Annotated in this window: 13 protein-coding genes; 8 read left to right on the top strand and 5 right to left on the bottom strand. The window is 44.8% G+C overall.

Annotated features, from left to right (window positions below):
- Nucleotides 1-47 precede the first annotated feature (47 nt).
- The 4 genes from R8N28_RS13825 to argR form a co-directional block, all read right to left on the bottom strand.
- Complete coding sequence (locus R8N28_RS13825) at nt 48-485, bottom strand: universal stress protein (RefSeq protein ID WP_262602492.1); 438 nt, start codon at nt 483-485, stop codon at nt 48-50.
- 45 nt (nt 486-530) lie between these two features.
- Nucleotides 531-3,110, bottom strand: coding sequence for a TRAP transporter permease (locus R8N28_RS13820; RefSeq protein WP_262602493.1), 2,580 nt, complete (start codon nt 3,108-3,110; stop codon nt 531-533).
- Nucleotides 3,111-3,401: 291 nt separating this feature from the next.
- Nucleotides 3,402-4,370, bottom strand: a complete 969-nt coding sequence (locus tag R8N28_RS13815; RefSeq protein ID WP_005379657.1) for a TAXI family TRAP transporter solute-binding subunit — start codon at nt 4,368-4,370, stop codon at nt 3,402-3,404.
- A 405-nt stretch (nt 4,371-4,775) separates the two neighbouring features.
- Nucleotides 4,776-5,246, bottom strand: a complete 471-nt coding sequence (gene argR / locus R8N28_RS13810; RefSeq protein ID WP_005379659.1) for a transcriptional regulator ArgR — start codon at nt 5,244-5,246, stop codon at nt 4,776-4,778.
- Nucleotides 5,247-5,605: 359 nt separating this feature from the next.
- Between argR and mdh the strand changes: the two genes are divergently transcribed.
- Together mdh and R8N28_RS13800 are read left to right on the top strand one after the other, a co-directional pair.
- Nucleotides 5,606-6,541, top strand: a complete 936-nt coding sequence (mdh, locus tag R8N28_RS13805; protein WP_005379660.1) for a malate dehydrogenase — start codon at nt 5,606-5,608, stop codon at nt 6,539-6,541.
- Between the two features lie 113 nt (nt 6,542-6,654).
- On the top strand, nt 6,655-6,846 hold the full coding sequence (locus R8N28_RS13800) for a hypothetical protein (protein WP_005379661.1): 192 nt from the start codon (nt 6,655-6,657) through the stop codon (nt 6,844-6,846).
- A gap of 93 nt (nt 6,847-6,939) precedes the next feature.
- Here the strand turns inward: R8N28_RS13800 and ispB are convergent, their stop codons facing one another.
- A complete protein-coding gene (ispB, locus tag R8N28_RS13795) occupies nt 6,940-7,911 on the bottom strand; it encodes an octaprenyl diphosphate synthase (protein ID WP_262635429.1) in 972 nt (323 codons plus the stop codon).
- A gap of 256 nt (nt 7,912-8,167) precedes the next feature.
- On the opposite strand from ispB, the gene rplU reads away from it, so the two are divergent.
- The 6 genes from rplU (at nt 8,168) to folA (ending at nt 12,104) form a co-directional block, all read left to right on the top strand.
- Nucleotides 8,168-8,479 carry a 50S ribosomal protein L21 gene (rplU, locus tag R8N28_RS13790; RefSeq protein ID WP_005383096.1) on the top strand — a complete coding sequence of 104 codons (312 nt, stop codon included), beginning with the start codon at nt 8,168-8,170 and terminating at the stop codon, nt 8,477-8,479.
- Between the two features lie 20 nt (nt 8,480-8,499).
- Nucleotides 8,500-8,757: a 50S ribosomal protein L27 gene (rpmA, locus tag R8N28_RS13785; RefSeq protein ID WP_005383095.1), complete on the top strand. Its 258-nt coding sequence runs from the start codon at nt 8,500-8,502 to the stop codon at nt 8,755-8,757.
- 212 nt (nt 8,758-8,969) lie between these two features.
- Nucleotides 8,970-10,145: an Obg family GTPase CgtA gene (gene cgtA / locus R8N28_RS13780; RefSeq protein WP_262602494.1), complete on the top strand. Its 1,176-nt coding sequence runs from the start codon at nt 8,970-8,972 to the stop codon at nt 10,143-10,145.
- Between the two features lie 196 nt (nt 10,146-10,341).
- Nucleotides 10,342-11,142: a threonine/serine exporter family protein gene (locus R8N28_RS13775; RefSeq protein ID WP_005379664.1), complete on the top strand. Its 801-nt coding sequence runs from the start codon at nt 10,342-10,344 to the stop codon at nt 11,140-11,142.
- The gene (locus R8N28_RS13770; RefSeq protein ID WP_005379665.1) at nt 11,142-11,615 is read left to right on the top strand and encodes a threonine/serine exporter family protein; all 474 of its coding nucleotides are present in this window, start codon (nt 11,142-11,144) and stop codon (nt 11,613-11,615) included. Before R8N28_RS13775 ends, R8N28_RS13770 begins: the two co-directional genes overlap by 1 nt.
- A gap of 9 nt (nt 11,616-11,624) precedes the next feature.
- A complete protein-coding gene (gene folA, locus R8N28_RS13765) occupies nt 11,625-12,104 on the top strand; it encodes a type 3 dihydrofolate reductase (RefSeq protein WP_053349694.1) in 480 nt (159 codons plus the stop codon).
- Nucleotides 12,105-12,353 lie beyond the last annotated feature (249 nt).

The following is a 12,353-nucleotide window of genomic DNA, read 5'->3' as shown; positions in this document are numbered from 1 at the left end:
ATAAAAAGGACGCTAATGTTAGCGTCCTTTTTCGTTTCTGTATTTACTTAGCCTTGCGGTTTTACGACCATCACATTGATTGGAGAATATTCCACAACCTTACTCGCGACAGAGCCAAGCATTACTTTATTGATTTTAGAGCGCTTGTGGCTTGGCATAATGATGAGATCAGCGCCTAAACGTTCTGCATAATCAAGAATGGTCGCGTAGGCCTTGCCTTCAGCAACATGCACTTGGTGAACCACATCTTCAGCAATATGCTCATTAGCGAAAGTTTTTAGTTGCTGCTTCACGTCTTGCTTCATTTTGGCCGCAGCATCTTTCGGAAAGTATGTGGCAACCATCGACATGTGAATACCAGGTAGTACAGTCAGAAGATGGATTTGAGCATTTGCTTGCTTTGCCTGCCAAACCGCTAGTTCAACCGCTCGGTCTGAAAAGCCTTGGTCATTTAGATCAACCGGAACAAGAATTTGTTTGTACATTCAATGTCTCTCATTAAGGCCCCTTTATCCTCGGGGCCAAATCGGTTATGCGCTCAATTGTTCCTTACGAGCACGACGTTTTTGGTTCATTGCAAGCACCAGCAAAATCATTAAGCATGGTACAAACACCCACTCTTTCATTGGACGGTCTGCATCCAGGATAACCCACTTGATTTCCCAATCAAAGTCGATACCTGCGGACTCTGCTGGACTACCAAATTCAACCATATCGACAATCATTTTGTTGTCACTTTCGGTCAGCATCAGACCCATAGATGAAATACGTGCGTCTGCTGTTGTCGCACTGTCTTCGAATGGAAGACGAACCGTTTTCTCAATGTAGTCGCCCTCAAGGTTTTCACCGGCAACACGTAACTCCAATGATTCTCCTACATTTAGTGTTTCCGTGATTTGAGCTACCTCAACGCCAGGAGAAAGAACTTTCGCTGGGTACAGCATGTCCCACCAAAAACCTGGACGGAAAAACGAAAACGTCAGTACTAATAATAGGACTGTTTCCCACCACTTGTTACGCGTGAACCACCATCCTTGAGTTGCCGCAGAGAATATCAGCATTGCAATGATCGATGAGATGACCGTGAGTGCCAAATGCCACCAAGAGTCGATCCCCATTAACAATAGCTGGGTATTGAACACAAACATGAACGGCAAAATAGCGGTTCGAATATCGTAAGTAAAACCTTGGATACCGGTACGAATTGGATCTGATTTCGCAATTGCGGCTGCTGCAAAAGCTGCAAGACCTACAGGTGGGGTATCGTCGGCCAAAATACCAAAGTAGAAAACGAACAAGTGCACCGCTATCAACGGAATAATCAAGCCATGCGCCGCGCCGAGCGTAACAATAACCGGCGCCATTAGCGTAGAGACCACGATGTAGTTCGCCGTTGTTGGCAGACCCATCCCCAGAACCAAGCTAATGATGGCGGTAAACAGCAGCATAAGAATGATGCTGCCACCAGAGATAAACTCGACGAAGTCGGTCATCACTAGGCCGATACCCGTTAGTGTAACAACACCAACAACGGTGCCCGCTGCCGCGGTTGCAACGCCGATACCAATCATATTGCGCGCACCAGAAACTAAGCTCTCGGCAAGATCGACAAAGCCATCTTTGGTTTGCTGAAGCATGTCACCTTGCTTTGACAGCAGTGCAATCAACGGACGTTGAGTAAGCAAAATGAAAATCATGAATACCGTTGCCCAGAATGCCGAAAGGCCAGGTGAGAAACGTTCGACAGTCAAACACCAAACTAATACGACGATAGGGAGTAGGTAGTGCAAGCCTGACTTAACGGTTGGGCCAGGATCAGGTACTTCTGTTAATTCTGCATCAATCTCAATTGCGCCATCTTGCACGTGATTTGCTGAGACTTTCACCAACCCAACGTACGCGATTAATAGTGCGACGGTAACAATTGGTGTCGCGGCATCACCAAAGACGTCTTTTGTCCAACCCACTCCGTAGTAAACCAATGCGCTGATCACACACAATCCTAAGATTGTGCCAGTAAAGGACAGCAGACTTTGTACTAGTGTTGGGTTGTGGCGACGAGGAAGGCCCGTCATGCCTGCTTTACATGCTTCAAGGTGAACAATGTAAATTAAAGCAATATAAGAGATTAGCGCTGGAAGTAGGGCCGCTTTAATCACCTCAACGTAGGAGATACCGACGTATTCCACCATCAAAAATGCGGCTGCACCCATGATTGGCGGTGTTAACTGACCATTGGTTGAAGCCGCTACCTCTACCGCACCCGCTTTTGTGCCGGGAAAGCCAACACGCTTCATCAGTGGAATGGTAAAGGTGCCAGTTGTTACTACGTTTGCGATTGAAGAACCAGAAACCAGACCAGATAAACCTGATGCAACAACGGCCGCTTTAGCTGGACCACCTTTCATATGGCCAAGCAACGAGAAGGCAACTTTAATGAAGTAAGCACCAGCACCAGCGCGTTCCAGCATTGCTCCAAACAATACAAACAAGAAGACAAAAGAGGTAGAAACACCTAGCGCAACCCCAAATACGCCTTCTGTTGTTAGCCACAAGTGAGACATGGCCTTGTTCAAGCTTGCCCCTTTGTGCGCGATAACGTCAGGCATGTAAGGGCCTGCAAAGGTGTAAGTAAGGAAAACAGCAGCCACGACCATTAATGGTGGACCAAGAGCTCGGCGTGTTGCTTCTAAAAGGAGGATCATACCGATAACAGCAACAACGATATCAACCGTTGTCGGTGCGCCTGAGCGTCCTGCTAGCTCGGTATAAAAAAGGTATATATAGGCTGCTGAAAAGCTGCCAGCCAACGCGAGTATCCAATCAACAAGAGGGATATGATCGCGAGGAGAATTCTTCATCGCTGGATAAGCAGTGAAAGCCAAAAAGATCGCGAAAGTAAGGTGGATAGATCGCGCTTCCGTGTCGTTCAGTACGCCAAAATTGAAAATAAATGGTAACGGGGATGCGTACCATAATTGAAATAGTGACCAACACAGAGGAACAAACCAAAGGATTCGTCCTTGCATTCCCGAAGGGCTACGTGCACCTGTGTCTGCCTGAGCCACCATTTCTTGCACATCTTGTGACGGAGCTTGATTCGTCGCCATGTACTTTTTCCTTATTATTGATGGTCCTGTCTGATTTTTATCGAGAACCACACTTCGCCTCTATCAGTGTAGTGAATGGAGCGAAGTTTGCTTTCGAGTATTTTGCTGCCTGAACTCAAAGTGTTGATTGTTGGATACTCTGTTAGGCGGCGTTTAAGTTTTCTTGGGTATGAGCTCGCAGTTTTCAGAAGAAAACTGGCGAATGAAGCATACAGTTAGAACGTGCTACAACCTGTATGCTCAAACAGGCAGAAAATATTCTTTCCTGCCTGTATGTAGAGTCTGAGGAAATTACTTAATTAGACCCATTTCTTTGTAGTATTTTTCTGCACCTGGGTGAAGAGGAATAGAAAGACCAGCTTTCACCATGTCTTCTTTCTTCAAGTTTGCGAATGCAGGGTGTAGACGTTTGAAGGTATCAAAGTTTTCAAACACAGCTTTTGCCACGTTGTAAGCGACATCGTCTGAAACATCAGAGGTCGTTACCATTGTTGCTGCAACACCAAAGCTGTTTACGTCTTTGTCTGTACCGCGGTACATACCAGCCGGTACTGAGCTAAAGGCGTAGTATGGGTTGTCGGCAACAATTTTATCGATTTTAGGGCCTGTTGCTGAAACTAGCTTCGCATCACATGATGTGGTTGCTTCTTTGATTGAACCGTTCGGGTGGCCGACCATGTAAATGAAGGCGTCAATTTTGTTATCACAAAGTGCCTGAGAGCGTTCAGAGCCTTTTAGCTCAGACGCCAACTTGAAGCTGTCGTTTGTCCAACCCATCGCTTCCATGACAACGCCCATCGTTGCACGGTCACCAGAGCCTGGATTACCGATGTTTACGCGCTTACCTTTCAGGTCTTCAACGTTTTCAATACCTGAATCTGCACGCGCAATGATGTTGAAAGGTTCTGTATGAAGAGAGAACATTGCGCGTAGCTTCTTGTACGGGCCTTGTTCTTCAAACTTGCTCGTACCGTTGTAGCCGTGGTACTGCCAATCCGATTGCACGATACCAAAATCTAATTCGCCTGCACGGATAGTGTTAACGTTGTAAATTGAGCCACCAGTCGATTCTACTGAACAACGGATGTTGTGGTCTTTACGACCTTTATTTACCAACTTACAGATAGCACCACCAGTTGGGTAGTAAACACCTGTCACAGAGCCAGTACCGATGGTAATAAACTCTTGAGCGTTAACTGCGCCTGCGCCCATTACGGCTGCAGCGATAGCGCCTACTTTGAGAAGTTTGTTAAATGCCATGAATTTCCCTTCCTTATATTCATTATTTACCCGGAAATAACCATAAATCACTTCTGGAGTTTCCTATTTGGAAACGGCACCTTTTTCAATCCAATCGTTTGAAAAAGCGAGCGAATCATAACAAAAAATTGGCAGAAAATTATCCAATTGTTAAATGTTATAGTTGATAAGTCTGAATTTTGTATCAGGGGATAGGATTCAATTTGTGATTTAATTCTTTTTAAAACAATTGCTTAATTAACGTTTAGTGACTGAAATGAAAAAGATCAATTGCGTGATGTTAATCACAAAATGGATGGTTGAAGAATGAGCGGAGTAAGCAAAAAATTTACATAAATTATGGGCTACAAAATGAGACTTCTTTTATAACCCACAATGAGTTAGCTGATTGAAGCTTTATAGAACTTAACCAGTATATTCGAACAGCTCGCACACTGATTTGAAGAGTTGCTCAGTCGTAATTGCCATGGTTGGCGTAATGAAAATGGTATCGTCACCTGCGACAACACCAAGAATACCTTCGGATTTACCGAGTGAATCAAGCAAGCGAGCAATCAACTGTGCTGCACCTGGGCCAGTGTGAATTACCACTAACGCTGCGTTACGATCGATGTCTAGTACTAGTTCACGCAGAGAGCTGCTGACTGTTGGGACACCTAGCTCAGCAGGAAGACAGTAAACCATTTCCATTTTTGCATTGCGCGTACGGACAGCGCCAAATTTAGTCAGCATACGTGAGACTTTAGATTGGTTGATACTCTCAAATCCTTGCTGTTTGAGTGCGTCAACAATCTCGCCCTGTGAGCCAAAGCTTTCTTCTTTTAACAGGGCTTTAAAGGCGCGAACTAAGTTGTCTTGTTTTTCTGAATTGCGCATAGTCATTACAAATCTCTTATTACGGGTCAGCAATTTTGCATATTCTCGCATATATATTCAGGCGGTGCCAAAGAGTCCCAGGATTATGTTAGATGCGTCACTGTAAACTATATACCACATAGAATTCTTTAGCGCGCTGAAGTAGGGCTGTATCTGTTTTCTTGAATTCCTTGTCATTTCAACAGAATAAAAGAATAATCCAAGCCCCATTTGTAGCACGGTAACAGCGAGTTGCGCGAGGTCGCAAAGCTAGCGTTAATTGATTGTAATCAAGTTGTGATTCCGATAGCTTTATTTAAGTTGGTTACAAACTACCCTACGAATACGTTTATAAGAGAAATACTCTCAAGGAGAACTACATGAAAGTAGCCGTTATTGGTGCCGCTGGTGGCATCGGTCAAGCCCTGGCCCTTCTACTTAAGAACCGTCTTCCTGCTGGTTCTGATCTAGCCCTATATGATATTGCTCCAGTAACTCCTGGTGTGGCCGCTGATCTTAGCCACATCCCTACGCCAGTTTCTATCAAAGGTTACGCTGGTGAAGATCCTACTCCAGCACTAGAAGGCGCGGATGTTGTGCTAATTTCTGCTGGTGTTGCGCGTAAGCCAGGTATGGATCGTGCGGATCTATTTAATGTAAACGCTGGTATCGTTAAATCGCTAGCGGAGAAGATTGCGGTTGTTTGTCCGAAAGCTTGTGTTGGTATCATCACAAACCCTGTAAATACAACAGTGCCAATTGCTGCTGAAGTTCTTAAAAAAGCGGGTGTTTATGATAAGCGTCGTCTATTTGGTGTAACAACGTTGGATGTTATCCGTTCAGAAACGTTTGTTGCTGAGCTAAAAGACAAAGATCCAGGTGACGTTCGCGTGCCAGTTATTGGTGGTCACTCTGGCGTAACGATCTTACCTCTACTGTCTCAAGTAGAAGGTGTTGAGTTTACAGCTGAAGAAGTAGAAGCATTAACGAAACGTATTCAAAATGCAGGTACTGAAGTTGTAGAAGCGAAAGCGGGTGGTGGTAGTGCAACACTATCAATGGGCCAAGCTGCATGTCGCTTTGGTCTGTCTCTGGTTCGTGCTCTTCAAGGTGAAGAAGGCGTAGTTGAGTGCGCTTACGTTGAAGGCGACGGCGAACACGCGACGTACTTCGCGCAACCTGTGAAACTGGGTAAAGAAGGCGTTGAAGAAGTACTAAGCTACGGCAAACTCAGCGATTACGAAAAGTCTGCATTAGACGGTATGCTAGAAACACTAAATGGCGACATCAACATTGGTGTTGAATTCGCAAAGTAATCTAGAAAGCCTATATAAGAAGAAAGCCGATCATTTTGATCGGCTTTTTTGATCCTTGATTTCTCAACTTCGTAAAAATGATCGAATAAAACGACGTAGTGAAGGAGAAGATGATGGAAGCGAGTCGAATCCGTAAAGGCATGGTTGTTGAGTGCCAACAAGGCGTCGGTACGATATTAGTGGTCGACCATGAAGCAGAGACGGTATTGTTGTCCAAACAAGGGACTGAACAGCAGCTCGCCGTTAGCTTTGATGAAATAGAAGATGATCCACAACTGCATGGCGGTAGTGACAGATATTACTAGCGTCTCGGGCGTCGTCATTAGGTATCAAACGTAAAAAAGGAAGAGCATGCTCTTCCTTTTAGCTATAAGCCTTGCGTTATGGGTAGCTATTGATTACTTCGTGCGTTGTACTGCGACATGAGCCAAAGTAACAAGAGCTTGTTTGTATTCAGACTCTGGCAACACTGATAGTTCTGCGATTGCTTTGTCTGCTTCTTCTAGAGCTTTTTGCGTTGTGTACTCCAGAGAGCCTGCTTTTTTCATGACCGCAAGAATTTCTTCTAAGCGATCCATGCCATTCGCTTTCTCAATCGCTTCACGAATCATGATTGCGTTTTCTGGTGTGGTATTACGCATAGCATGGAGTAGAGGTAAAGTTGGCTTGCCTTCAGCCAAGTCATCACCCACATTTTTACCCATGTCTTCGCCATCAGAAGTGTAATCCATGACGTCATCAATGAGCTGAAACGCAGTGCCTAGATACTTACCGTAATTTTGCATTGCGATTTCAACATGCTCAGGAGCATCATTTAAGATTGCACCGATTTGAGTTGCGGATTCAAATAAGCGCGCAGTCTTAGAGTAGATGACTTGCATGTAGCTTTCTTCTGTCGTGTTAGGGTCGTTACAGTTCATCAACTGCTGTACTTCACCTTCGGCGATCACGTTTACGGCATTGCTCATTAGTTTAAGGATCTTCATGGATCCTAGTTCCGTCATCATCTGAAATGAGCGTGTATAGATAAAATCCCCAACTAATACGCTAGCCGCATTGCCAAATGCTGCATTCGCAGTGGCTTTACCACGGCGCATGTCTGATTCATCTACCACGTCATCATGCAGCAAAGTCGCTGTATGGATGAACTCAATAAACGCAGCTGCCATTGTATGACCATTGCCTTGGTAACCAAGTGCACGGGCTGACAGTATCGCTAAAAGCGGTCTTAGACGTTTGCCTCCACCACTCACGATATAAAAACCGAGCTGGTTGATTAAAGAGACATCAGAATTAAGTTGGGCTTGAATTGTTTCATTCACTTTTGCCATGTCATCGGCAGTAAGCGCTTGGATAGTTTTAAAATCCATCGTATATCCGGCTGAAGTTAGACCCTGCAAGGCTTATTCGATTTATATAATTGTCGAATAATACACTAAAAAACGTTGATTAATACATTACTAAAGGGCATGATTGCCGCACTTTTCTTTGGCGATTAGCTTTTCGCCAATTTTTTCAAAATATGGCTTGTCATAGGAGCATCTATTCTGTAGAATCTGCGCCCTATTGATGATTAGTTTAGCGCACACCCTCAAGAAAGGCTGTGCGGAAAAAGCGGAGTAAAATATGTACGCTGTTTTCCAATCTGGTGGTAAACAACACCGTGTAAGCGAAGGTCAAACTCTTCGTTTAGAGAAATTAGACGTTGAAACTGGTGCAACTGTAGAATTTGATAAAGTTCTTCTTGTTGCTAACGGCGAAGACATCAAAGTTGGTGCTCCTCTTGTAGAGGGCGGCAAAATTGTTGCTGAAGTTGTACAACACGGTCGTGGCGATAAAGTTAAAATCGTTAAGTTCCGTCGTCGTAAGCACTCTCGTAAGCAACAGGGTCACCGTCAGTGGTTCACTGAAGTGAAGATCACTGGTATCAACGCTTAATCTATTAGGAGAGTTTAACAATGGCACACAAAAAAGCTGGTGGTTCTACTCGTAACGGCCGCGATTCAGAAAGCAAACGTCTAGGTGTTAAGCGTTTCGGTGGTGAATCTGTACTTGCAGGTAACATCATCGTTCGTCAACGTGGTACTAAGTTCCACGCTGGTAACAACGTAGGTATCGGTAAAGACCACACTCTATTCGCTCTTACTGAAGGTAAAGTGAAGTTCGAAGTGAAAGGTCCTAAGAACCGTAAGTTTGTAAGCATCGAAGCTGAGTAATTAGGTTTTTAACCAAATTACTTAATAGCTTTAAGCTGAATTCAAAAGCCCTGCCGAATCGGCGGGGTTTTTTATTTGTGGCAGTCGACATATCGAAGTTTCTCGCTAAGATCCTAAGCGATTTGAATCTGGGAGCTTAGATCTGTCATCTGCTAAAATTGTCGGATGACATAGTAAGATTTAATCCACGCACGAAGTAGTCGGAGTAAAAGATGAAGTTCGTAGATGAAGCGGTAGTAAAAGTTCAGGCTGGTGATGGCGGTAGTGGCGTTGTCAGTTTCTGGCGTGAAAAATTCATCACTAAAGGTGGCCCTGATGGCGGTGATGGCGGTGACGGTGGTGATGTTTATATCCAAGCCGATGAAAACCTAAATACCCTGATTGATTACCGTTTCCAGCGCTTCTACGAAGCTGAGCGTGGTGAAAACGGTCGCGGTGGTAACTGTACAGGTAAGCGTGGTAAAGACATCGTTCTTCGTGTACCTGTGGGTACGCGCGCTGTGGATATCCACACAAATGAAATCGTGGCGGAAGTTGCTGAACACGGTAAGAAAGTGATGATCGCAAAAGGCGGTTGGCACGGTCTAGGTAACACGCGTTTCAAATCTTCAGTAAACCGCGCGCCTCGTCAGAGAACATTGGGTACAAAAGGTGAAGTACGCGAAATTCGCCTTGAGCTATTGCTTCTTGCTGATGTGGGTATGCTTGGTCTACCTAATGCTGGTAAATCAACCTTTATCCGCGCAGTATCAGCAGCAAAACCGAAAGTCGCTGATTACCCATTCACGACTTTGATCCCAAGCTTGGGTGTCGTAAGTGTCGTACCAGAGAAAAGTTTTGTTGTTGCAGACATCCCTGGTTTGATCGAGGGTGCAGCAGATGGCGCTGGCCTTGGTATTCGATTCTTGAAGCACTTAGAGCGTTGTCGAGTATTGCTGCACATGATCGATATTATGCCAATTGATCAGTCCGATCCGGTGCAAAATGCATTGACGATCATTGATGAACTAGAACAATACAGCGAAAAACTGGCAAGTAAGCCGCGTTGGTTAGTGTTCAACAAAGTTGATCTAATGCCTGAAGAAGAAGTGAATGAGAAGATCCAAGAAATCTTAGACGCACTAGGTTGGGAAGACGAGTACTTTAAGATCTCGGCGATCAATCGTAACGGTACTAAAGAGCTTTGTTACAAACTGGCTGACTTTATGGATAACCTACCTCGCGAAGAGGAAGAAGTGGCTGAAGAAGATAAAGTTAACTTCATGTGGGATGATTACCATAAAGATGCGATGGCGGGTAAAGACGTTATCACTGAAGATGACGACGACGATTGGGATGACTGGGACGATGAAGAAGATGACGGTCACGTTGTCTACGTTCGTGACTAATCAGAACGGTCAAACAATGCCTGTTTGCCTATAATTCATTAAGCCGCAATTATCTATTGCGGCTTTTTTTGTATCTAAATCATATTTAGGTGATGTGATTTACGGCACAATAACTGATACGTCGTGTTTTTTTGAGGGTTAGTTTGGCCCTCGCGCGTATGAATGAGTAACACCCTAAAAGGAATTAGACTTATTTATGACTCTAGAAACCATACCGCCTAGAGAGTTGGCGGTATCTACTCAACGATCGATTTCTCGTCTTGTCGCCCAAGCCGGACAAATGCTACTTGCTCATGGTGCTGAAAGTACTCTTGTGAGCGATATTATGCGTCGTATTGGCCTTGCTTGTGGGGTGAATGAAGTTGCGGTAGCACTATCAGCTAATGCATTGGTTGTGACGACGGTAATGGATGGGCATTGCATCACCACCACCCGAAGCTGCGCTGATCGTGGCATCAATATGCGCGTTATTACGCAAATTCAACGAATCTGTATCATGATGGAACGTGGTTTGCTCGATTCAACCATGGCGCAGAAAAAGCTGAACGCTATCAGTCCAGAGCGTTATAACCGCTGGTTGGTGGTGTTTATGATTGGCTTGTCTTGTGCGGCATTCAGTCATCTAGCTGGTGGTGATTGGGGAGTCTTCATCATGACCTTTTTAGCTTCAGCTGGTGGCATGATCGTTCGCCAAGAAATTGGTCATCGTCATTTCAACCCTCTATTGAACTTTGCTGCGACCGCTTTTGTGACTACCTTAATTTCAGCACAGGCGGAAATTTACCAAATCGGTAATCTACCTACCGTAGCAATGGCATCGTCAGTATTAATGCTTGTACCTGGTTTCCCACTCATTAACTCTGTCGCAGATATGTTGAAAGGCCACATTAATATGGGCATTGCTCGATTTGTGATGGCTAGTTTACTAACGTTGGCGACATGTTTGGGGATCGTTGCTGCGATGAGTGTAACTGGAATTTGGGGGTGGGCTATCTAATGAGTTTATTTGATTTGATGTTTGGCCTTTTGAATGACATGTTTTTTGCGGCGATTCCCGCCGTAGGATTTGCATTGGTTTTTAACGTACCACAAAGAGCTTTAGTGTATTGCGCTGTTGGTGGCGCGATTGGTCATGGTAGCCGCTACTTGATGATGCAGTTTGGCATTCCTATTGAGTGGGCAACCTTTTTTGCTGCGACGTTAGTTGGGATGATTGGTGTGTACTGGTCTCACCGTTTTCTCGCGCATCCAAAAGTGTTTACTGTGGCTGCTTTGATCCCGATGGTGCCGGGTGTGTTTGCGTACAAAGCAATGATCGCTATGGTAGAGATCAATCATGTTGGCTACTCACCCGAGCTTGTCGCAACCTGTATGGAAAACTTTCTTAAGGCCATGTTTATTATTGCAGGTTTAGCTGTTGGTCTTGCGGTTCCAGGGCTGTTATTCTATCGCCGCAGACCAATTGTATAAGGACCTAACATGATCATTAGTATGATTGCCGCGATGGCCGACAATCGCATCATTGGCAAAGACAATCAAATGCCTTGGCACCTTCCCGCTGATTTTGCTTGGTTTAAGCGTTGTACCATGGGTAAACCGGTTATTATGGGACGTAAAACGTACGAGTCTATTGGTCGCCCTTTACCAGGTCGCTTGAATATTGTTATTAGCCGTGATGAGACACTAAAGATCGAAGGCGTCACTACCGTAACATCGATTGAGCAAGCTTTGGACGTGGCTGGTGACGTGGAAGAAGTGATGATCATTGGTGGTGGTGCGATTTACACCACTTGTCTGCCTATGGCCAATAAACTGTATGTAACACACATTGAAGCGGCCATTGATGGTGATACTCAGTTCCCAGATTGGGGAGACGAGTTTAAGGAAACTTACTCAGAAATGTATCAAGCCGATGAGAAGAACGCCTACAACATGCGCTTTACTGTGTTAGAAAAGTAATTCGAGATTAACACCGCGTAGTTAATACGGTAATGCCGTTCGTATAACAGCGAGCGGCCATCCCAACCTACCGTCATCCTGAAAAGCGACGAAAGAGCGAGATTCAGGAGCCTCTATACGAGTACTTTGTTGTCAAAGGTATTTCTATCTATTCGCAGCGCGAGGATATTAGATTTCTAGTCTCGTTAAGGCTCGTTGGAATGACCCTACAGGAGGTGTTAAGTGACAGGTATTCCTCCTACTATGGAT

It is taken from the genome of Vibrio sp. Vb1554 (assembly GCF_033344235.1).
This window is presented reverse-complemented; position numbering and strand designations above follow the sequence as displayed.